This window comes from Salirhabdus sp. Marseille-P4669 (assembly GCF_900240405.1).
Classification (GTDB): Bacteria; Bacillota; Bacilli; order Bacillales; family Alkalibacillaceae; genus OEQK01.
This window is the reverse complement of the sequence record NZ_OEQK01000003.1, coordinates 213,273-234,833: the sequence shown is the minus strand read 5'-3', so window position 1 is coordinate 234,833 and position 21,561 is coordinate 213,273. Positions and strand designations below refer to the sequence as shown.

The window sequence follows — 21,561 nt, the reverse complement described above, 5'->3', positions numbered from 1 at the left end:
TTACGCTTGAATTCTAGTTAGAAAATAATGTGTTTTTTATTGTGGTGGTTGAGTACCAAACCATTCCTCGTAAATTTCGGCATACGTTCCATTCTCTTTTAAAGTGGCCAATGCTTCATTTACTGGTTCTACTAAATCGGAATCCTTCGGGAAAGCAATACCATAAGGCTGCCCTTCCAATACTTCTCCTACCGTTTTCAATTCGTCTTGAGCGTTTTCCTTAATGTAGTACTGGACATTTGGTAAATCGTATAATACAGCATCTAGTCTACCTGCTTGAAGATCCATATAAGCTGTTACGATTTCTGGGAATGCCGATACTTCTGCATCGGTGTTGTTTAGTAAGTAATCTTCACTTGTAGAACCTTGACGTGCACCAACTTTATGATCGGCTGTTAGATCTTCTACAGATTCTATGTCAGAATCAACGGGTACAGCCAAAATCAAACCAGAGTCATAGTATTTATCTGAGAAATCGATTTCTTCTTTACGCTCCTCTGTAATGGAAATACCAGCAATACCGATGTCGTTCTTCCCTGTTCTCATAGAGCCTAGTAATCCATCAAACTCCATTGTTTCAAAATCAACGGAGAATCCAGCTTCTTCCGCAATGGCTTTCATTAAATCAATATCGAATCCCTCTAATTCATTTGTTTCTGGATTCATATATTCAAATGGTTGGAAATTAGAATCTGTTGCAACAGAGTAGACTTTGCCACCATCTCCATCTCCATCTCCACTCGATTCACTTGAACCACATGCTGCAACTAAAGCTAGTGTCGTTATTAGTACAAAAGATAATAATAATTTTCTTTTCATCTCTATTTGAGACCCCCTACAAATTATTTAGTACATAATAATTATCACAAATGTAGAATAAAATTGAAATATTCAAAAAACTTAATATATTGTAATTAATGCTTGTATCGTTCCTTAAGGGGAGTTTATATGGGCTATAGGCAATATAACGAGCCTATCATCCTAAAAACTCTGGACAAGACAAAAATCGGGATTATTCTCTTGGATTTAGCTCTTTCTTCAATGAAGATTCTTAAGTACAAAATGGTAATGATACATTCCATTAAAAAACGAAAAGAATGGAAATAAGAAAACATATACAAAACAAATAATAAAACGATATAGTGAAAACGAATATAGTTAGGAGGGGCCTGTTCTTTTTTAAAAGAAAGAAAACAAGGAAAAGAGGTTGAAGGCTAATGTTGCATTATTTTCAAAATCGGTGGAAATTCTTCTTACCTTTACTGTTTTTTTGCATCCCACTCATTTACTTCTATACGCACCACATCTGGCTTGCTTTTGGCGTTGGATTATTTACGTCTATTATAGGAGGAAATGTAGTATATTACATTGTCATCGAAAAGCAATCCTTTGTCATAGCTTGGTGGCGTTCTATAAAATATCTAATCCTTTTTTTGGTGATTTGTATGATTTTAGGAATTGCGACCTATGAGGGATAAAGAAAGGGATATTTAGCACCTGATGTGGAATAATTACCAAATGCTAGATTTACTACAAGCCTGAAGAGGGACGCGTATTTTTTGTTTTCGGCTTGTATATTACTAGTTTCGGCGCGTAAATGAGGAAGATTAACGCGAATTTTTTAAATTAACTTGTATTTTTCATAATGAAAGCGTATTTCAATCAAATCGGCGAATAAAAACGGTCATTAGACGTGTACAAAGAATTTTGACGAATAAATGCTTCAAATAGACTTGTAAAAGGATTAAGTCGAAGAATATTCTACTTCGAATGACGAGTATTTATGTTTTATAGGGCTTTTTCTTAGGATATGGCTACAATAAACCATCAAAACAGTCCGCGTCCCGTCTATATTAGCCTCTTATGAAGGTCGTTGGAGCTCTGTGGTTATCATAACAAAACTAAATCTGTATCTTTTTACGGTAATTGAAAACGATCTTTTATTTCCTTAGCAACATCAATTGCCGACCGTTTAGTATTGTTTATCTTTAGATAATTCTTTCGATTAATCTCGTTTTCATTCGAATTTAATCGATGAGATTGGTAAGTCGTAAGTAAATCTTTTTCGGACATTTCAATATTGCGCTTTGTAGGTTTATTTTCTAGTCGGTTTGTAGTTACATTTCGCTTTAGACGTTCTTCCACATCTGCTTCTAGTTCAACATAGTATACGTCATTGCCTTTCGCTTCAAATATGTTTGTTATTCGGTCTACAGATTCCCAATCCTCCTTCATATCAAATGCCCAAACATATGTAAATATGACACCAGGTAAATCACTATTTGCTACTTCCGTTAGGATTTCATTGCGAAATGAATTCACAAGTCTCTTAAAAGGTGGGGTTCCGTATTCAAAGAAATTCAAGACTAAATCTATTGTCATATGGTTGTGAAATAGTTTTAATCCTGTCATTTTTGCTAATTCCTGTCCTACGGTCATTTTACCAACTGCTTGCGGTCCAAATAGTAATACTAGTCTCATTTCATCACTCCTAGCTCAACAATTTGGTAAATTCTATCATAGATAAGAGCAGGGGAGAAGAGCTTTTGAAAGATTTATATAGTAAAGACTATGCAATTATTGAATTTCTTATGGTGTTTACTAATCATAAAAATGATAAACTAATAGAAAATGGTATAGGGGAGAGAAACTTAATGAAAATTGGTTTGATTAGACATGGTATGACGGACTGGAATGTAGAAAGAAGGGCACAGGGTCAGACCGATATACCTCTTAATCATGTAGGAAAGGACCAAGCAATTGCCCTTGCAAACCGATTGACTGGTGAGAATTGGGATCTCATTATATCCAGTCACTTATCGAGAGCGTATGCAACTGCAAAAGCAATAGCAGATAAACTTAATATTCCTCTTTATAAAGACGAACGATTACAAGAAAGAGGGTTTGGACTTTTAGAAGGGACAACAGAAGCAGAAAGAGTGGAAAAATGGGGAACTTCATGGAAGGATATCGACTTCGGTGAGGAAAGCACCACAGATGTACGTAAAAGAAGCCTTTCTGCTATAGAAGAAGCATGTTTACAATACCCTAATAAAAGAATTTTATTTGTAAGCCATGGGGCTACTTTAAAACAACTCTTCATTACTTTATTAAAGGATGAAACCTTCGATAAAGGTTTCCACAATACGTCTTTATCTATTTTTGAGAAGCAGGATAATAATTGGGAATGTACATTATTAAATTGCTCCGTGCATTTAGAACAAACCATGAATAAATAAAGTCCTTAAAGGATTTTTGAAATTGTCATTATTTGTATAGATGTTCCCTGTCAAAATGTACTAAGATAAAATAAACAAGATTAGTAAGTGGGGGAACTTTCAATGACATTCTATATGTTTCTCGTAACGATACATGTTTTTTCTGCAATCCTAGGAATGGGACCTGGTTTTTTTATGATTCATCTATTAAAAAAGGCAAGAAATATGACTGAATTAAAACATGCCTACCGCCTTCGTAATAGCCTACATATTTTTGTGATGATCGGTGGAACATTGCTTCTTTTATCAGGCTTAGCTATGGGCTTTTTAAACCCAAAATTATTTCAATCTGGATGGTATATAGTAAGCCTAACTTTATTTCTCATTGCCTTATCTTTTGGGCCGCTTTTGCTTTCTCCAAAGTCAAAACCCATAAAGAAATTTGTGCTCGAATATGAGGGAGAAGAAATACCGGATGAATACTATATTATGGAGAAAAAGTTAGTGGCAGTAGAGCGATTTGAAAATACGTTGTTCTTGATTATTATTGCACTCATGATTTTAAAGCCATTTTAGAACAGCATACTTTCGCTAGCATAGTAAAAAATCCAAACATTGTGGATTCTTCTAGAAGAGTCTACGTCGCTTTGGATTTTTTGTTTTTTAGGTTTGGTGATGGTTAGACATAGAATTAATCTTAATTAAGTGTACTCTATGTAAAAAGCTAAACTTAACCATCATTTTAAGAGGAATCCCATACATTCAATAGAGTCTAGCATAAATTAGTAATGTAAGGTACTTTTCTGACATAGGAAGGAGGTTATCGAATGAGCTATTCAGGAGGTAGAGGCTTTGATAGCTTTGCGCTAATTGTAGTATTGTTTGTCTTGTTAATCATTGTAGGTGCTAGTTGGGGATTTTAAAGCTCATTTGCTCCAATTACAGGTGCCCCTTTTTTATAAGGGGCACTTTTTAAAATTATTCTTTCTTTTTCTTAGATAATTCCTGCCGGTCTGTTGCCATAGGAGGCTCCTCTAACCATCCTTTTTCGATCATATAATTCGAGCAGTCCTCGGCATATTTCATTAGTTCGGTAATTAAACGAGTATAATGTAAACCAATATCCCTTCTAGCGGTAACACTAAGAGCGGTGCCATAAAATGCAATTGCTGCCTGTGAGGAATATTGAATCATATACATAATCAATTTATCGGAAAAAGGGGAGGTAGTTGATTCTGTAATATATGATTGCCAGCTCTTTGGCGAGAGTAACTTTTCTTCTCGAAATAAAGATTCAAATATTTCTACATGCTTCGTAGATATTTGTTCTCCTCGTTTTATTATTTTTTTAAGCTCTTTTGATTCTGTAACCTGACTAAATCCTACTTTTAATGCAATATGTAGATGCATTTTATTCATGTTGAAAAAGCTTTCTCCAATCTCCATTGCAGTCATTGGTCGACGCTCCCAAAACCATCCTGATAAAAAACTTTGCTTATCCGCCAACGTAACGAATTCTTTAGGACTTAAAACAGGAGGGCGGACAAAGAGGCCTTTTTCGAGCATCAAATTCGTTACAACATCGAATATCTCCATTGTTTCTTTGCTGCAATTAATAAAATAGGTGCGTAAATCTTGGCGAATGGAATTGCCCACTGCTAGCCCATATGCTGTTAAGCCGTGTAAGGTCATGATATATAAATAGTTTAAATAAAAAGCATCCTGAAAAAGACGTGGAGCTTCTTTATTGACATCCTTTTCTGTAAATCCTTGTGGTATGGGGTGTTTTTCATCTTGGAAAAATTGTTTTAACGCTAGGATATGCTTATTTGTTGTGTCTAAAGCAGTTTTTAAGGTGGATTGTATTTCTTGATCCTCTAAGTGATTGAGAGCATATTCAAAGAAACATTTGTTCATGGTTTCAAACATATATTGAGTCCAAATACTCGCTAATTCCGGTGCAGTTAATTGAACGGGGGGTTGATTTTCTTTTTCCACGTGAAAGCCTCCTATGTCGTGACACTAACTAGTTTATTTTCGATAATTATTCAGCTTGATTATCACATCTCTTTGGAAATGCTGCTTGGAAATAATACTTTATTTATATAGCTTTTACATTTTACATAGTGATATTCGGTTCATTACTAGACATTTGGCTATTTTTATGAAAACTCCATTTTTGACCTATGCAAAAATAACATATTTCCATAAGTTATTACTGTAAGTCGATTTAAAGGAGGTTATTAATTATGGGCTATGGATACGGATATGGCGGAGGCTATGGCTACGGCGGAGGCTTCGCGTTAATTGTAGTACTATTCATCTTGTTAATCATTGTAGGTGCAGCTTGGTATTAATTTTTAACCACGTAAAACAGCTCTCTCTATAAAAGGAGAGAGCTGTTTTACTTTAGGTGCCGTCCAAATATAGTGATTATTACGCACGTAACGGTAGACTTAGTTTACATTAAATTATTTTCTTCCCAGTGCTCATACGAACCTGTACCATTACATCCAGGACAATCAAGAGGTGCCATGTAATACGCCTCTGTATATGGCATATGCTGAAAACCTCTACCTCCACAATCCGGACAGAAACCAAGTGATTCCATGTGTACTCGCCTCTTTTCTCTTCTTCCAGTCCTCCAGCCATTAATGGAGTTAAATATACCCATATTTCATTCACCTCAAGTAAAGTTTTACTTAGTATGTGGAAAAAATAGGTTTTTATTCAAGAAATATAAAAAAGCATCTCTATGTATTTGATATTAGAATATGCAAATCTTATGAAGAGGGGAACATTATCCTTGCATAAAGTTGGGATATTGGATAATCATGATGGTATAGAACCATACGAAAGGAAGAAAAAAATGGCTCATAATACGCTGTTTATTAAAGAAGCACATGGACACCACAACATTCAAATGTTAGAAGCATTTCTCATGAATTTACCTGGAATTGAACGTGTTTTAGTGGATACGGATGATGGGGAAATAAAAGTGGAGTTTGATGAAGAAGAAATTCAGTTAACGCACATTGTACAGCAATTAGAAACAAGTAATTTTCATATTGAATGATTAAATAAAGGGATGATCCGTATAGGATGATCCCTTAGTTTTGCTTTTTTATTTTGTTAAGGAGTCTCGGTCATCTGCCGTAGGAGGCTCTTCCAACCATCCATATGTAATCATAATATTTGCCCCGTCCTCTGAATAAAGGGTGACTTCTGGAATTAAGGAAGCATATTTAAGTCCTAAATCCCTTCTAGGACTTGCTGCTATAGCCGCACCATAATTCCCAATACCAGCAGCAATCATGGCAGATACGTGAAACATAATGAGTTTGTCAGAAAACACGGAAACAGTTGAATCTGTAACAGACGAGTCCCAGCTCATTGGCGAGGGTAAATCCTCTTTTATTAAAATCTTACTAAAGATATCTATGTGCTTTTGAGCTATTTTCTTTCCACGTAATAAATATTGGCGAACATCTTCATTTTTTGCTGTTTGTGCAAATCCCATTATTAGGGCTTTTCCAATCGCGTTCGTTTGAACATTTATAAATAAGTGAGTAATCTCGTGAACGGTTAATGGGCGCTTTTTACCTATAAAACCAGTTAAAAACTGTTGATCCTTTACAAAGTCAACTCGATTAGGAGTCGTTACATACGGGGGTTTTACATAGGTTCCCTGTTTTAATAAAAGGTCTCTTGCTTGATCCTTAAGTTTTATTGCATTCTCAAGAACGACTTTGTATAAATCGACAACGTCCGGGCGTGTTGATAAGCCTAAAGATAGTGTGCCAGCAGCCATGCCTAGCATGGACATTTGTTGTAAGTAAATCAAGATAAATGTATCGGAAAATAGTTTTGGCGCTTTTATGTCTACATCATTCTCCGTAAAGCCAACCGGAATCGGAAACCTTTCAGTCTTAAATATTTCTTTTATCATTTCAATATGCTGTTGAGAAGCTTTTATGGCATTCTCTACTATTGGCTTTACTTCTTCATCGGTTACCGTTTCTAAGTAGTAGCGATTTACACAGACAGATAAGGAATCATTTATATATTGCGTCCAAAGAAATGAACTTTCTGCTGCAGTAAGTCGAATGTTGTTTTTATCTTCCATGACGATCCTCCCAACAAGGTAACTACTAATTAATATTCCCACTATTTGTATTTTCATGTGGTATGAAATTGTATCATTTGAACAATTAGGTTCATTTTTCATATCATAGAAGAGTCGTTTATACAAACACTATAAAAAAATAAAAGGGGATTACATGATGACAAAAACAAAATTAGATCGAAACAGTCTTGCTGTTTTAGAGGATAAAATTCAACGGATAACGACGGACGAGGGTGCGATTTATTTAGTAGGGCCGATTCGCCTACCTGTTAATTTGTATGGGGAAACGGTTGTGTTTCAATGGTATTGTTGGTTAAATGGAAAAGAAGTAATCGATGATTATGTACAAATAATTGACAAGCTCTCCTCTGCTAACTTGGCAGAAATGCAGCAGTCTAGTGTCCTCGTTTATGGTGACTTTGCTCATGGAGATGATGCTATCATTCGTCTTCACTCTATTTGCCATACTGGAGATATTTTTGGAAGCAAGCGCTGTGATTGTGGCTACCAGCTGAAACAATCAATGAAAATTATCGCGGATCATGGAACGGGTGCTTTATTTTATTTAGCAAATCATGAGGGAAGAGGAATTGGATTATTCAGTAAAGCTATGGCGTATATTTTACAAGAGAATGGTTACGATACAGTCGATGCCAATAAACAGCTTGGCTTTGTTGATGATGCAAGAGATTACAGTGATGCACTGCTCGTGCTAAAGGCATTACGAACGAAGCCGGTTACAGTAATGACAAACAATCCGAAAAAATTGGCGGCTTTGAAGGAGGCGGGCTTGAAGGTTTCCGAGCGTAAACCGTTATGGGGAGATGTTTCCGAATACAACAAAAAGTATTTAGAAACGAAAGTAAATCGTTCTGGTCATCTTAAAGAAGAAGAGCGTGTATGTCCAAATGATTAAGGAAAAGGAATGGAACATGAGATGAAACTTGGATTTGACATTGACGATACCTTAATTAACTTACGAAAACATGCCTTTCATCTCTATAATAAAAAGCTTGGAAAGCAAGTATCTATCGATATTTTTAATTCGCTACCACGTTTAGAAATTCATGAACCATTTGGGCTATCCGACGAAGAAGGTAATCAATTGTGGAACCAATTAATTGAGGAAATATATTTTACGGAATGTCCTGCCTTTCCGGATGCTATTGATACGTTGCAACAACTGGACAATGATGGTCATGAGATTTACTATATAACATCAAGGCCAAAGCAATACGGGGAGCGGACAAAAGCGTGGATGAAAGAAAGAGGCTTCCCTGTAGAGGATGCGAGATTTTTTTATGGTATGCAGGATGAAGAGAAAATTAAGATTATACAACAGCTTCAATTAGATTATTATTTTGATGATAAACCAGTTGTTTTGGAAACGTTATTAAATGAATCGGTTCATGTATATATAAAAGATCAATCGTATAATCGCCATCTAACATTACCTAGAATTGAACATTGGACAGAGCTAAAAGAAATAATGGAAGAAGACACTAAGTAAAAGTATTAGTGTCTTCTTTTTCTTATTCGTGACTAAATTGCCAACTTATACCGAATTTGTCAGTTACAGTTCCGTATAACTTACTCCAAAAGGTTTCTTGAAGGTCCATTCCGACTTTTCCTTCTTCCTTTAGTTTGTGAAAAGCATTTGTTATGGCCTCTGTATCGTTACTTATTATTGTTATGGAAATATTGTTCCCTTGTACAAAATTCCATCCAGGGAATGTATCGGAAAACATGACCCTGCTTCCAAAAATCGTTAATTCTGTATGCATCACACGATTTTTTGCCTCTTCTGGTATGGGGAAATCTGGATTTTGCGGACCATCGCTAAAGGTCATGATGTTCGGTTTTTCCGTCTTAAATATTTCCGCATAATAGGTAACCGCCTCGCGACAATTGCCATCAAAATTTATGTAAACTTCAATCGCCATTTCGTTTCCTCCTTATTATTTGTTCAATATTGGTAGATTATAGCATGTGATAAGAAAACGACAAAATAAACAAGAAGGAATTAGGAAAGAAATATCGAAAAATGTAATAGATAAAAGAAGGGGAGGCTATTACGTGTACCAAGATGAGGAGGTTACCATACGTCCCATTACAGCAGACGATCTTCCTGCTTTATGGGAACTGATATATAAAGAGGCTCAGCCAGAATGGAAAAAATGGGATGCTCCCTATTATGAGCATAAACAGATTCCTTTTGAAGCATTTATGAAGGATAAAGATAATTATGTGAGTCAAGATAATCGATGGATTATTACTGTTAACGAAGAGGTGATTGGAACAGTCGGTTACTATTGGGAGCATGAGCCTTCGAAATGGCTTGAAATGGGAATTATTATTTATAAACCAATTTACTGGAGCGGTGGCTATGGAACAAAAGCTTTTCGATTGTGGATTAATCATCTATTTCATACCATGCCGTTAGTACGGGTAGGTTATACCACTTGGTCTGGTAACAAACGTATGATAAAGGTTGGAAAGAAGCTCGGAATGCAAATGGAAGCAAGAATAAGACAGGTTCGTTATTATAATGGCTACTATTATGATTCTATACGAATGGGTCTTCTACGAACGGAATGGGAGAATAATCCAATCTATCTAAGATAATAAGGAGAGAGCTCGTTTGTTTAAGATAACGAGCTCTTTTATGGTTTAACAACTTGTGAAGCAACATTGATGTATGTATCTTTTACTATAAAAGGTGCTTGGAGATGTTACTTTACTTTTGTTCAATAATAAGATGTTCTGTATGTTGTGGAATTTGTGTTAAGGCAGTTTTTAAGAATGTCGGGTATAAAGAAATGGTTTCCAATTTATTTATAGGGAACCATTGATAAGTTAAGCGCTCCCCTTCCAACCCGAAAAAAGGTTCTAAAGATAGGATAGGAGCATCCTTTCTGGCTTGTATTTTATAGTAAAACCCTAATTCATGAAAAGGTCTTTGTTTATAAGTAAAGAAGTTTTCCGTAACCCATAGAAGTCTTTCCACCTCAACGTGGTATCCTAATTCTTCTTCCATTTCTCTTCTTAAACTAGTATTCGAGTCTTCGAGAATTTTAACTCTACCACCTGGTAACGCCCAGTAATCATCTGTAGTTTGTTTATGTAATAATACGTGGTCATCTTTTATTATTATTCCGGCAACACGATAATTGAATACCCCTTCCTCCAAGTGAAAGGTTGCGTCCATTCCCATTCCTCCTAGTATTAATTTGAATTTTTTTCTGCTACATTGTTGTGTAGTAGCTGTGCATGTCGTAATTCCAAGCTATGAATTTTGTGCAGCTCTTCTATTAAATCATTAATAGAAAGAATTTCATACAGTAGAGATGTTTCATTTCCGAGATGAAAGTGTTCTCCAGTTTGGTCTAATTTTTCCTTAATAAACCATTTGGACAGTTCATTTATTTTATCATAATAGGACTCGTTAAACTCAAATTGTTCTTTTAAAAATGCATCTTTTTGTAGTTGTACAATTTCTTGGACTAGCTTCTGTTCACTAGTGCTCAAAAAGCAATCATTGGAGTGAAGGTGAAATAAATTTTCCATATGAAAAACAATTTGTCGTAATAAACTTAATTTCTTAAATTCGTAACGTACACTTCGCATTTCCTCCCGAGTATAACGATGAAAGTGCCATTCCTTGAATTGGTATCTGCATAACGTTTCCATTTTATTTAAGTCTTTTTTGAGGTTTTGAAAGGCTAAGATCAATTCTTTTTCCACATGCTTTTGCTTGAAAAAATCTTCTATTCGTGTAGTTAAGATGGTAAAAGCATTTTTATATAGAATTTGAATCCCGTTTGTTATTGTTTGGGAATATTTCGGCGGCATTAGAAAAATATTAACAATGGTCGAAACCACCAATCCCAGACTAGTCGTGCCAAGCCGTACAAAAAAAGATGTTAAATATTCATCATGAACGGTTGAAATCATCGCTACGCCTGTCAATGTTGCTACTAAGATTCCGTCATGTAGTTTTAGTTTCGAACAAACAATAATGGTAAATAACGTTACAAACCCATAAGATAATGGACTGTCCCCTAAAAAATAAGTGAAAATAACCGCAAAGAGTGCTCCGATTGCGGATGCTGGAAAGCGGACAAATGCTTTTCTAATCGAATCTGCTGCTGTTGGCTCAATCGTTACAATAGCAGTAATAACAGCAAACATTGCAGGCCAATTAAGTAAATAACAAATAAAAGCGGTAATAAAGGCGGCAATACCGGTTTTTACTATTCTTCCGCCAATAAAGTATTTTTGCTTTCTCATTTTTGATCAACTCTTCTTAGATGATAATATCTTTCTTATTTTAATGCTGGACAACATACGTATGCACGGGTTGTGCATTTGAAATACAATTGTAAAGAATATTAATTATTAGTGGTTCATAAAACTCTAAGTGAAAACTGGATAAAAATATCTAAAACGTATTGTGTTGCTCTCGCTACTTTAATTGGTGATAAAACACCCTGCTAAAACAGCAAAACAAACCCAAACCAATTAAACATATGATTGAAACATACGAGATTGGTTTGGGTAAGGGCAAAATAGGGTTAGATTTTCTTAATCGTAACCTGGGCTTTAAAGACAAGTTTTTCAGTTTCTTCCTTTTTACCTTCTATATAGATTTGATTGGACTGTATATTCGACGTGTCTTTAAAAAGGTGAATTATATCTCCTGGTAATGCTTCATTTTTAAAATTTACTTCTATTGAAGTTACATGATATTTTTGGTGCTCCTCTACTGTAAAGCAATCCATAATATAGTCAACATATTTAGAATTGTTTAAATGCCCATTAAAATCGATATCGCTATAGCCGATTACTTTTTTATAGGCATTTTGCAAATAACCAAAATCTTTTATTTTGCCCAGCTTGCATTCTATTGCCCTTTCTTCCATGATGGAAGGATATTGAATATTAATGACATCTGTTCGTTTTAGCTTACGCTCATGAATGTCCATAATTACCCAAGCGGATACGGCACGAATAATGATATTTCCGTTTCGGTCTCGAACGATATAGTCTCTCTCAAATTCGAGTTTTTTTGGAACTTGTGGCCACGTTTCAATCGTGATTTCTTCATCTAATCTTGGGTGGCGAAGGATATCCACCCGTAGTCGCATTAATATCCAAGCTACCCCAAACTTTTCTCCAAGTTCATTTATTCCATATCCGAGATTTTCAGCAGCAAGACTAGCGATATCTTGAAAAAAACTAAACAAAGAGCTTAGCTTTAATGATTTATTTAAATCAACATCCCGTAAATCGATGTGATAGTTCTTTTTAAATAGAGTAGTTGATTCCATCGTGAGGTCTCCTTCTCGTTTAAATTCAACTATCATTTTATCATAGTATAGAGAATTATTTGTTGATCTAGCTTGAGGGTTATAATCCAACATACTCCATAAATTACCTATGCTTTCAACTTCATAAACATAAAAAATAAACGATATACAATATAGAATGTAATAAATATTTCTCTTTTTTGTCACAATTTGTCATTACTTATGATAATCTATCAATACAACATCAATTATTACTCTGACGGGAGAACGTTTATATGAATATTGATGAGAAAATAAAGATACTAATAGTTGATGATCGCCCAGAAAATGTACTATCCTTAGAAGCTATTATAGAAAGTGAACAGTATGAATTAGTAAAGGCTTATTCTGGGGAAGAAGCGTTAAAGTGTTTATTAAAGGATCATTATGCGGCGATTCTACTAGACGTACAAATGCCTGGAATGGATGGATTTGCGACCGCTAAAATTATTCGAGCCCGGGAAAAAACGAAGCATATTCCCATTCTATTTATAACGGCAAACAACATGGAAAATGAACATATTTTTATGGGCTATTCTGTAGGTGCAGTTGACTATATTTTAAAGCCTTTAGATCCACTTATTTTGAAAGCGAAAGTGGAGCGTTTTGTGGAATTATACAAAATGCAAAAAAGACTAGCAGAGCAAGCAAAAGAACTTGCCGAGCAAAATAAAAAAATTGAGTTTATGGCCTATCATGATAGTTTAACAAAACTGCCAAATAGAAGGTTCTTTAATGAAAAGCTTTTATCTGAAGTGAACGAAGCAAGGAAGTCCAATACTCATTTAGGTTTAATGTATTTGGATTTGGATCGCTTTAATTATGTAAATGAAGCACTTGGACATACAATAGGGGACTTACTGCTCCAAGAAGTAGCGAAAAGACTTGTTAAGCAGATTAGAGAACAGGACATTGTTGCAAGAATAAATGGGGACGAATTTACAATCATTTTACCAAATACGAACCGGGAAAGTTCCTTAGAAGTAGCAGAGCGTATTTTAGAGGCATTCTCGAAGCCATATTTAATTGATCAATATGAGCTGCATATGACCACTTGTATTGGCTTAAGTGTGTTTCCTTTCGATGGAGAGGACGCATTTACACTTATAAAAGGTGCAGACTCGGCCTTGCATCGTGCAAAGGAACAGGGGAAAGGCCGATTTAATGTTTTTCATACGGGTATGAACATTAATTCCTATCGAACGTTCCTGATCCAAAATGATTTACGAAAAGCAATTGAAGCAAATGAATTCGAATTAGTCTATCAACCAAGAGTAAACGTGGAAACTGGTAAAATTACTTGTGCAGAAGCACTTATTAGATGGAATCATCCAAAGTGGGGAAAGCTGTTACCTAACGATTTTATTCCAATCGCAGAGGAAACAGGGTTAATTATTCCAATTGGTGAGTGGGTACTGAAGCAGGTATGCTCGCACCTAAATGAATGGAGAGAAAAAGGGTACTCTGTGATTCCAATATCCGTTAATTTTTCTAGTCAGCAATTTTTACAACGAAACTTGATTCTTCATATGAACAAAATTATAAATGCTCTAAATATTGCCCCAGAACTTTTAGAGATTGAAATAACAGAATCGGTTTTTCTAGGGAATGAAGAGATCATTGTAGAATCACTTAATAAACTACGAAATATGGGAATGAAGATTAGTTTAGATGATTTTGGTACAGGCTATTCTTCCTTAGGTTATTTACGACGTTTTCCAATTGATAAAATTAAAGTAGATAAAACGTTTATTCAAGATATTACATCAAATAAAAAGAATAGCTTAGCAATTGTGAGTTCCATAAGTACACTAGCACAGCAATTAGGTATATCTATTGTTGCAGAAGGCGTTGAGACGGAAGAACAGTATAAGATTATGAAGGAGCTTCAATATACAGAGGTTCAAGGCTATTATTTTAGTCCACCGCTATCGGTATCGGACTTTGAGCCTTTACTAGTAGCCGATAAAGAAGATAACCGTGCGCTAATATTAGACCAACCACAGAAACCAAAGGTGGAAGATGAATTCTCAAATGTTTTTCAAGTAGATAATGAAGAAGTGAATAATGGAATCGTTGAAGTTTCCCTTTATCGATTAAAGGAAATGTATAGTATATCTGCGAGAGAAGCAGAAGTGTTTCGTCTGTTAATCGATGGTTTAACCAATAAGGAAATTTCTAAAATGCTTTATATAAGTGAGCATACGGTGAAAAATCATATTACGAAAATATTTCAGAAACTGAATGTTACGGACCGACTTCAGGCTATAGCGATGGTTTATGAGATGTCGTTAGAAGAAAGAAAGTCTCTCTATTCGTAAGCGCTACTTTTATAGGAGAGAAGGGAAAATATTAATGAAAATAAAAACAAAGCTCATATTAGCATTATGCACGCTACCTATTCTATTAATCATCTTAACGATTACAGGTATTCTACAAATCTCGCATCTAAATAAATCAGCAGATTCTTTAGAAGTGAATTACGAGCTAGCTTTATTGGCGGAAGAAATTCATACGGATTTTAAAAACGAAGCCATTCGCTTACGAAACATTGTTATATTTTCCGATGAATCGGCCATTCAAACAGAAGTGGCTGGGCTTGAAAACGATAGTGACAATGTTCAGTATAATATGAATTTATTAGAAACGAAGGCGCAAACGGAAGCGCAGCTTGATTTGATTCGTTCCTTAAAGGAAACGAATAATGAATTTAACATGTATAAAGAGGAAGTTGTCTCACTCGTGTTGGATAATAAGAGAGGGGAGGCATTATCGTTAATTGATGAATCATCTGCTACTATCCATGAGCAATTCTTATCTAATATAACAGAGATTTCGAAACGTTTTGGTTCGAATATGCAAACGTCATTAGAGTCAATGATTCACAATTCCCAACAAGAGGTCTTACTAAGTGTGGGAATACTAGCTGTTGGTATTCTATTTATTATCTTCATCTTTTATAAAAACATCTGGTCCTTATCTACTCGCTTAAATTCGATCTCCAAAGTGATGGGTGATGTGGCGTATGGTAGAGAGGACTTGACTACTAAAGCGGAAGTACTAAACAATAATGATGAAATTGATCAAGTGGCTTTATCGTTTAATCAAATGACGGAAACGTTACAAGAGCAGATGGATAAGGATCAAACACAAGCCTGGATGAAAACAAATATTGCTGAAATTTCTACGAGCCTAAGTGGGACGAATGATTTAGAAAGCCTTGGGAGAATATTCCTATCCAAAGTAGTTCCGCTTGTAGAATCGAGTCATGGGGTATTTTACGTGAAAAGCGATGCGTCCGTTGAAGAAGAGGAACATTATAAATTAATTGCGTCCTATGCTTTTAAGGAACGCAAGCATATATCCAATCAAATTAAAGCAGGAGAGGGAATTATTGGTCAAGCTATCCTGGAAAAGTCGCCGATTATTTTAACGGATGTACCTGCTGATTATGTCACCATCTCTTCAGGCCTTGGGGAAGCAACCCCAATGACGTTATATGTATTGCCGATCCGTTTTGAGGGTGAAGTAAATGCTGTATTTGAAATGGCGTCCTTTAAACCATATTCAGAGACATATCAAGCATTTTTGGAGGAGCTTATTGAAGATTTGGGCATCATCTTAGAAAGTGTGATGAGCCGAATTAAACTTGCAAGACTGTTAGAGGAATCTCAGGCCTTAACGGAGGAAGTACAGGCACAAGCTGAAGAACTACAAAATCAACAAGAAGAACTGAAAGCTGCAAACGAAGAACTTGAAGAACAAACCCAATCTTTACGAGAATCTGAGGAAAAGCTACAAATGCAGCAAGAAGAGTTAGAAGAAACCAATCGGAGTCTAGAAGAGAAAACCAATATATTAGAAGAACAAAATCAAGAGTTTGAACGTGCGAATATGGAACTGGAGATTGCGAGAACTGAATTAGAAGTTAAGGCTGAAGAATTAGCTTTAAGTTCAAAATACAAATCCGAATTTCTTGCCAATATGTCTCATGAGCTTCGTACACCGTTAAATAGTTTATTAATCTTATCGAAGCTTTTAGCCGACAATGGCAACAATAACTTATCTCCTAAACAAGTAGAATATGCGAAAACCATTTACTCTTCAGGTAAGGATTTGTTGACCTTAATAAATGATATTTTAGATTTAGCTAAAATTGAGTCTGGAAAAACAGAAATAACTATTGGCAAAGTCAACATTACGGAACTAATTGATATTGTGAAAAGCAAATTTACACCAGTTGCAGACCAAAAGCAGCTAGACTTTCATATTTCTTTAAGCGAAAAGCTACCAAAAATCATTTATACAGATGAGGCGCGCTTACAGCAAATTTTAAATAACTTATTATCCAATGCCTTTAAATTCACTAAAAAAGGTAATGTAACATTGGAAATTGGTGAGCATACAATCCCTGGAAAAGGTAAAAAAATAATGTTTGTGGTCAAGGATACAGGTGTTGGGATTGCGAAAGACAAACAAAAGCAGATTTTTGAAGCGTTCCAACAGGCTGATGGAACAACGAGCCGTAAATTTGGTGGTACAGGTCTAGGACTTTCCATTAGTAGAGAGTTAGCTACTCTATTAAATGGAGAGATAACTGTAGATAGTGAAGTAGGTAAAGGTAGTACATTTACTTTGACTCTATCAACTAATGAAACGATAAAGGCGAAGGATCAGTCCCAAGCAATCGTTGAAGAAGCTGCTCCAACCATGGAAAGACCGAAGCCAAGAAAGAGTGCTGAGCCAGAAATAATTCCAAAAGAACAAGACATAAGTCCAATAAAACGAGTCTTAATCGTAGATGATGATCTCCATCAACGAACAAGCTTAATGGAGCTCATTGGGGATATGGATATTGTCATTAAAGCTGTATCTTCGGGTCATGAGGCGATTGAAGAATTAAAAGTAGAAAAAATGGATTGTATCATTTTAGATTTAGGATTATCCGATACAAATGGAATGGAACTTCTTGAGAAAATAAAAGAAAATGATGAAAACAGTGATGTAAAGGTTATTGTATACACTGGTCGTGACCTTACCTCTAAAGAAGAAATGCAACTAAATCGACATGCACATACAATCATTATTAAAAATGAACACTCACCAGAGCGATTAAAGGCAGAATTGGATTTATATTTAAAAGAATCAACAAGTCACCATGAAGTGAAGGACAATAATGGAAATGAACCTTTGGCTCTTCCATCTGGACTAGAAGGGAAGAGGGTGTTACTAGTCGATGATGATGTGCGAAATGTATTTGCGCTAACGAGTATTTTGGAACAGACAGGTTTAGATATTGTTTTTGCGGAAAATGGTTATGAAAGCATTGATGTATTAACAAGTGATTCCACAATTGATTTAGTGTTAATGGATATTATGATGCCTGAAATGGATGGCTATGAAGCAATGAAGCGGATAAGGTCGATGCCGGAATTTGCGAACCTACCTATTATTGCATTAACTGCTAAAGCAATGAAAGAAGATAGGGAGAAATGCATGGAGGTTGGTGCATCTGATTATGTTGTAAAACCAGTGGAGCCAGAGCAGCTCATCTCCTTAATGAAGGTTTGGTTATACCAATAGAAGGGGTTATGGTTCAGAATGGACAATGAGACATTTTTTGATAGGAAGATACGTCACGCTGGGTATGATGAAGTACTAGAAAAAATTGAAATAAACCTACTTCTACAAGGTATTTATGAGTGGTGTGGCTATGATTTTCGTAATTACGCATACAACTCGATTCGAAGAAGAATCTGGCACCGAGTGGATGCGGAAAAGCTAACGACTATTTCTGCCTTGCTAAATAAAGCTTTACACAATCCTGATTGTTTACAAAGATTAATCGCGAGCTTTTCAATTAATGTTACGGAGATGTTTCGAGATCCTTTATTCTTTAAAGCGTTTCGGGAGCAAGTAGTTCCGATGCTAAAAACCTATCCATCCATTCGAATATGGCATGCCGGTTGTGCAACTGGAGAAGAAGTGTATTCCATGGCAATACTCTTACATGAAGAAGGAATTTATGACAAAACAAAGATTTATGCAACAGACATAAATTCCAGTGCACTTAAAACCGCAAAGGCTGGTATTTATCCTTTAGAGAGCATGAAAAAGTATACGAGCAATTATTTAAGAGCAGGTGGAGAAGGGGTATTTTCCGACTATTATACGGTTACGGATAACGGTGTGAAATTCCATTCGTATTTATCTAAAAATATGGTGTTTGCTCAGCATAACCTTGTAACAGATAGCTCTTTTAATGAATTTCATGTTATCCTTTGCCGCAACGTATTAATTTACTTTAATAAGGACTTACAAAAGAAAGTGCACAACCTCTTCTATGAAAGTTTAGGTGCTTTTGGAATACTTGGGATCGGAGATAAAGAAACGATTATGCAAACAGATCATGATCAACATTATGAGATTATTAGTAAGCAACATAAACTGTATAAAAAGGTAAAGTAATGATGTTTCTGTTTTATTTACGATTTTGAGAAGCGGATTATTAATATTTAAAGAGTATTTACTCACTATTAAGTGATAGGTAAACTATTTCAAATAGTACATTTAGTCACAAGCCGAAAAGGAAACGTATCTTCCCTTTTCGGCTTGTATTATTCTAGTTTCGGTATTCAGGGATAATCCAGTGAAATTCTCATAAAAGGCATGTCCCCTCCGCATACTTTTGTATTCGAACTATCCTATTATTGGAATGTTCTAATGCATATTGTGGTAATGTAAAAGAAATGGCTTGATTTAGAAGAGAGGGTTTTTGATGTCCAATAACAAGAAACCAAATCAGTTAGTTGATGAAAAATCTCCTTATTTATTACAGCACGCGTACAACCCAGTGAATTGGTATTCGTGGGGTGAAGAAGCCTTTCAAAAGGTAGAAAAAGAAAACAAACCCATTTTTTTATCCATTGGGTATTCTACTTGCCACTGGTGTCATGTGATGGCTCATGAGTCTTTTGAGGACGAAGAGGTTGCTAATCTTCTGAATGAAAAATACATAGCGATCAAAGTAGACCGTGAAGAAAGACCAGATATAGATTCGATTTACATGAAAATTTGTCAAATGATGGCCGGTCATGGGGGATGGCCATTAACTATTTTTATGACCCCGAACAAGATTCCATTTTATGCGGGCACCTATTTCCCGAAAGAAAGCAAATATGGACGTCCTGGGTTGATTGAAGTGTTGACTCAGCTACATAAAAGATTCATACAAGATCCAGACCATATCGCAGAAGTGACGGAAAGTGTAAGAGAAGCATTAGAGAAGACAATTCAATCAAAGAGTAACCATCGTCTAACAAAAGAAATAGCAGATCAAGCCTTTTATCAACTGGGGAAGGATTATGATTATACATACGGTGGCTTTGGAGATGCTCCAAAGTTTCCGCAACCACAAAACTTACTATTTTTATTAAAATATTACCATTTCACAGGTAAAACAGCTGCTTTACAGATGGTAGAGGGCACCCTGAAACATATGGCTGATGGCGGTATTTATGACCATATAGGGTTTGGTTTTGCGCGGTATTCTACGGATGAGAAATGGCTTATCCCGCATTTTGAGAAAATGCTTTACGATAATGCCTTACTCTTAATGGTATATACGGAATGTTACCAAATTACAAAAAATCCTTATTATAAACAAATTGCAGAGCAGATTATAATCTTTTTAAATCGAGAAATGAAAAGTGAAGATGGGGCATTTTATTCTGCTATTGATGCAGATTCGGAAGGGAAAGAAGGGAAATATTACGTATGGGATAATGAAGAGATATATGACATTCTTGGAGAAGAGTCCGGGGAGTGGTATGCTACAACGTATGGAATTACGCCCTATGGTAATTTTGAAGGAAAAAATATTCCAAACTTAATTGGTCGAAGCATTCCATCAATAGCTGAAGCTCATCGAATGGAAGTTTCGGAGCTTGAAGGAAGGCTTGAATTGGCAAGGCAAAAACTATTAGAGGAAAGGGAAAAACGAGTTTACCCACATGTAGATGATAAAGTTTTAGCCGCATGGAATGCAATGGTTATCGCTGCTTTAGCAAAGGCAGGCAAGACCTTTCAAGAAAATTCCTATATCGATATAGCTGAGCAGGCACTGGACTTTATCGAAAAGACATTAGTTGTTGATGGGCGTTTGATGGCTCGATATCGAGAAGGCGAGACGAAATATAAAGCCTACCTCGATGATTATGCCTATTTTGTATGGGCGTACGTGGAGCTATATGAAGCAACTTTAAATATTCGGTATATTGAAAAAGGAAGAGACCTGTTACAAAATATGATCGAGCTATTTTGGGATTCCGAAAATGGTGGGTTCTTTTTTAACGGAAGGGATAGCGAGCAATTAATAGCCCAGGATAAGGAAATATATGATGGGGCACTACCATCAGGGAATAGTGTAGCCGCGGTTATGTTGGCGAAGGTAGGCTTTCTTACAGGGGAGCCAATTTATTTAGAACGTCTAGAGGAAATGTATTATACGTTCTTCGATGACATTCAACGCCAAGCATCGGCTAGTTCCTTCTTTGTTCAAAGTATACTGTTGACGGAGTTTTCTACTAAAGAGGTCGTCATATTAGGAGATTCTAGCGAAATAATAAAGCAGATAAACGATTCTTATCTGCCAAATGTAACACTTTTAGTTGCTGATCAACCTGAAGATTTAGAAAAAGTTGCACCTTATGCTTCCCAATATAAACAAATTGATAAGAAAACAACTGTATATGTATGTGAAAATTTTGCTTGCAAACAGCCTACGACCGATATAGAAGAAGCGTTAAAAAGTATAATAAATGACTAAAATTTGATATGATAGGGGTTAGACTAGATTAGTGAAGAAGGG

General features: G+C 35.7%; 21 protein-coding genes. 12 read left to right on the top strand and 9 right to left on the bottom strand.

Annotated elements, in window-relative coordinates; all coding sequences use genetic code 11:
* Nucleotides 1-36 precede the first annotated feature (36 nt).
* A complete protein-coding gene (locus C1A05_RS07660) occupies nt 37-819 on the bottom strand; it encodes a transporter substrate-binding domain-containing protein (RefSeq protein ID WP_102027610.1) in 783 nt (260 codons plus the stop codon).
* 1,098 nt (nt 820-1,917) lie between these two features.
* A complete protein-coding gene (locus C1A05_RS07650; protein WP_102027608.1) occupies nt 1,918-2,481 on the bottom strand; it encodes an AAA family ATPase in 564 nt (187 codons plus the stop codon).
* A 65-nt stretch (nt 2,482-2,546) separates the two neighbouring features.
* Here C1A05_RS07650 and C1A05_RS07645 point away from each other — a divergent pair, with 65 nt between their 5' ends.
* From C1A05_RS07645 to C1A05_RS07635, 3 genes are all read left to right on the top strand, one after another.
* The gene (locus C1A05_RS07645) at nt 2,547-3,239 is read left to right on the top strand and encodes a histidine phosphatase family protein (RefSeq protein ID WP_234998406.1); all 693 of its coding nucleotides are present in this window, start codon (nt 2,547-2,549) and stop codon (nt 3,237-3,239) included.
* A 102-nt stretch (nt 3,240-3,341) separates the two neighbouring features.
* Entirely contained in the window at nt 3,342-3,794 is a 453-nt protein-coding gene (locus C1A05_RS07640) for a DUF2269 family protein (RefSeq protein ID WP_102027607.1), read from the top strand.
* A 251-nt stretch (nt 3,795-4,045) separates the two neighbouring features.
* Complete coding sequence (locus C1A05_RS07635; RefSeq protein ID WP_102027606.1) at nt 4,046-4,141, top strand: YjcZ family sporulation protein; 96 nt, start codon at nt 4,046-4,048, stop codon at nt 4,139-4,141.
* 55 nt (nt 4,142-4,196) lie between these two features.
* On the opposite strand, the gene C1A05_RS07630 is transcribed toward C1A05_RS07635, so the two are convergent.
* Nucleotides 4,197-5,216 (bottom strand): DUF3231 family protein, encoded by a 1,020-nt coding sequence (locus tag C1A05_RS07630; protein WP_102027605.1) that lies wholly within the window; start codon nt 5,214-5,216, stop codon nt 4,197-4,199.
* Between the two features lie 251 nt (nt 5,217-5,467).
* On the opposite strand from C1A05_RS07630, the gene C1A05_RS07625 reads away from it, so the two are divergent.
* Nucleotides 5,468-5,575: a YjcZ family sporulation protein gene (locus C1A05_RS07625; RefSeq protein WP_102027604.1), complete on the top strand. Its 108-nt coding sequence runs from the start codon at nt 5,468-5,470 to the stop codon at nt 5,573-5,575.
* 104 nt (nt 5,576-5,679) lie between these two features.
* Here the strand turns inward: C1A05_RS07625 and C1A05_RS07620 are convergent, their stop codons facing one another.
* Entirely contained in the window at nt 5,680-5,892 is a 213-nt protein-coding gene (locus tag C1A05_RS07620) for a methionine aminopeptidase (RefSeq protein ID WP_102027603.1), read from the bottom strand.
* Nucleotides 5,893-6,024: 132 nt separating this feature from the next.
* Here C1A05_RS07620 and C1A05_RS07615 point away from each other — a divergent pair, with 132 nt between their 5' ends.
* A complete protein-coding gene (locus tag C1A05_RS07615; protein WP_234998405.1) occupies nt 6,025-6,294 on the top strand; it encodes a hypothetical protein in 270 nt (89 codons plus the stop codon).
* Between the two features lie 48 nt (nt 6,295-6,342).
* Here the strand turns inward: C1A05_RS07615 and C1A05_RS07610 are convergent, their stop codons facing one another.
* Nucleotides 6,343-7,344, bottom strand: a complete 1,002-nt coding sequence (locus tag C1A05_RS07610) for a DUF3231 family protein (RefSeq protein ID WP_102027602.1) — start codon at nt 7,342-7,344, stop codon at nt 6,343-6,345.
* A gap of 157 nt (nt 7,345-7,501) precedes the next feature.
* Here C1A05_RS07610 and C1A05_RS07605 point away from each other — a divergent pair, with 157 nt between their 5' ends.
* Nucleotides 7,502-8,260 carry a GTP cyclohydrolase II gene (locus tag C1A05_RS07605; protein WP_102027601.1) on the top strand — a complete coding sequence of 253 codons (759 nt, stop codon included), beginning with the start codon at nt 7,502-7,504 and terminating at the stop codon, nt 8,258-8,260.
* Between the two features lie 21 nt (nt 8,261-8,281).
* Nucleotides 8,282-8,854: a 5' nucleotidase, NT5C type gene (locus C1A05_RS07600; protein ID WP_102027873.1), complete on the top strand. Its 573-nt coding sequence runs from the start codon at nt 8,282-8,284 to the stop codon at nt 8,852-8,854.
* Nucleotides 8,855-8,876: 22 nt separating this feature from the next.
* Here C1A05_RS07600 and C1A05_RS07595 read toward each other — a convergent pair whose 3' ends face one another.
* Nucleotides 8,877-9,287 (bottom strand): VOC family protein, encoded by a 411-nt coding sequence (locus tag C1A05_RS07595; RefSeq protein WP_102027600.1) that lies wholly within the window; start codon nt 9,285-9,287, stop codon nt 8,877-8,879.
* Between the two features lie 133 nt (nt 9,288-9,420).
* Here C1A05_RS07595 and C1A05_RS07590 point away from each other — a divergent pair, with 133 nt between their 5' ends.
* Complete coding sequence (locus C1A05_RS07590) at nt 9,421-9,969, top strand: GNAT family N-acetyltransferase (protein WP_102027599.1); 549 nt, start codon at nt 9,421-9,423, stop codon at nt 9,967-9,969.
* Between the two features lie 112 nt (nt 9,970-10,081).
* Here C1A05_RS07590 and C1A05_RS07585 read toward each other — a convergent pair whose 3' ends face one another.
* The 3 genes from C1A05_RS07585 to C1A05_RS07575 form a co-directional block, all read right to left on the bottom strand.
* Entirely contained in the window at nt 10,082-10,552 is a 471-nt protein-coding gene (locus C1A05_RS07585; RefSeq protein ID WP_102027598.1) for an NUDIX hydrolase, read from the bottom strand.
* A gap of 17 nt (nt 10,553-10,569) precedes the next feature.
* Entirely contained in the window at nt 10,570-11,634 is a 1,065-nt protein-coding gene (locus C1A05_RS07580) for an aromatic acid exporter family protein (protein WP_102027597.1), read from the bottom strand.
* A gap of 284 nt (nt 11,635-11,918) precedes the next feature.
* Complete coding sequence (locus tag C1A05_RS07575; protein WP_102027596.1) at nt 11,919-12,674, bottom strand: acyl-[acyl-carrier-protein] thioesterase; 756 nt, start codon at nt 12,672-12,674, stop codon at nt 11,919-11,921.
* 254 nt (nt 12,675-12,928) lie between these two features.
* On the opposite strand from C1A05_RS07575, the gene C1A05_RS07570 reads away from it, so the two are divergent.
* The 4 genes from C1A05_RS07570 (at nt 12,929) to C1A05_RS07555 (ending at nt 21,519) form a co-directional block, all read left to right on the top strand.
* Nucleotides 12,929-15,013 carry an EAL domain-containing protein gene (locus C1A05_RS07570; protein WP_102027595.1) on the top strand — a complete coding sequence of 695 codons (2,085 nt, stop codon included), beginning with the start codon at nt 12,929-12,931 and terminating at the stop codon, nt 15,011-15,013.
* 34 nt (nt 15,014-15,047) lie between these two features.
* Nucleotides 15,048-18,275, top strand: a complete 3,228-nt coding sequence (locus C1A05_RS07565; RefSeq protein ID WP_102027594.1) for a response regulator — start codon at nt 15,048-15,050, stop codon at nt 18,273-18,275.
* Nucleotides 18,276-18,293: 18 nt separating this feature from the next.
* Nucleotides 18,294-19,160: a CheR family methyltransferase gene (locus tag C1A05_RS07560; protein ID WP_102027593.1), complete on the top strand. Its 867-nt coding sequence runs from the start codon at nt 18,294-18,296 to the stop codon at nt 19,158-19,160.
* A gap of 310 nt (nt 19,161-19,470) precedes the next feature.
* Nucleotides 19,471-21,519, top strand: coding sequence for a thioredoxin domain-containing protein (locus tag C1A05_RS07555; RefSeq protein WP_102027592.1), 2,049 nt, complete (start codon nt 19,471-19,473; stop codon nt 21,517-21,519).
* The last annotated feature ends 42 nt before the right edge of the window (nt 21,520-21,561 follow it).

Bases quoted from the DNA above. Each gene is read 5' to 3' on its own strand.
- C1A05_RS07640 (WP_102027607.1), top strand. From the start codon at position 3,342: ATGACATTCTATATGTTTCTCGTAACGATACATGTTTTTTCTGCAATC.
- C1A05_RS07585 (WP_102027598.1), bottom strand. From the start codon at position 10,552: ATGGACGCAACCTTTCACTTGGAGGAAGGGGTATTCAATTATCGTGTT.
- C1A05_RS07605 (WP_102027601.1), top strand. From the start codon at position 7,502: ATGACAAAAACAAAATTAGATCGAAACAGTCTTGCTGTTTTAGAGGAT.
- C1A05_RS07625 (WP_102027604.1), top strand. From the start codon at position 5,468: ATGGGCTATGGATACGGATATGGCGGAGGCTATGGCTACGGCGGAGGC.
- C1A05_RS07570 (WP_102027595.1), top strand. From the start codon at position 12,929: ATGAATATTGATGAGAAAATAAAGATACTAATAGTTGATGATCGCCCA.
- C1A05_RS07635 (WP_102027606.1), top strand. From the start codon at position 4,046: ATGAGCTATTCAGGAGGTAGAGGCTTTGATAGCTTTGCGCTAATTGTA.
- C1A05_RS07650 (WP_102027608.1), bottom strand. From the start codon at position 2,481: ATGAGACTAGTATTACTATTTGGACCGCAAGCAGTTGGTAAAATGACC.
- C1A05_RS07610 (WP_102027602.1), bottom strand. From the start codon at position 7,344: ATGGAAGATAAAAACAACATTCGACTTACTGCAGCAGAAAGTTCATTT.
- C1A05_RS07560 (WP_102027593.1), top strand. From the start codon at position 18,294: ATGGACAATGAGACATTTTTTGATAGGAAGATACGTCACGCTGGGTAT.
- C1A05_RS07620 (WP_102027603.1), bottom strand. From the start codon at position 5,892: ATGGGTATATTTAACTCCATTAATGGCTGGAGGACTGGAAGAAGAGAA.
- C1A05_RS07575 (WP_102027596.1), bottom strand. From the start codon at position 12,674: ATGGAATCAACTACTCTATTTAAAAAGAACTATCACATCGATTTACGG.
- C1A05_RS07600 (WP_102027873.1), top strand. From the start codon at position 8,282: ATGAAACTTGGATTTGACATTGACGATACCTTAATTAACTTACGAAAA.
- C1A05_RS07660 (WP_102027610.1), bottom strand. From the start codon at position 819: ATGAAAAGAAAATTATTATTATCTTTTGTACTAATAACGACACTAGCT.
- C1A05_RS07595 (WP_102027600.1), bottom strand. From the start codon at position 9,287: ATGGCGATTGAAGTTTACATAAATTTTGATGGCAATTGTCGCGAGGCG.
- C1A05_RS07555 (WP_102027592.1), top strand. From the start codon at position 19,471: ATGTCCAATAACAAGAAACCAAATCAGTTAGTTGATGAAAAATCTCCT.
- C1A05_RS07565 (WP_102027594.1), top strand. From the start codon at position 15,048: ATGAAAATAAAAACAAAGCTCATATTAGCATTATGCACGCTACCTATT.
- C1A05_RS07580 (WP_102027597.1), bottom strand. From the start codon at position 11,634: ATGAGAAAGCAAAAATACTTTATTGGCGGAAGAATAGTAAAAACCGGT.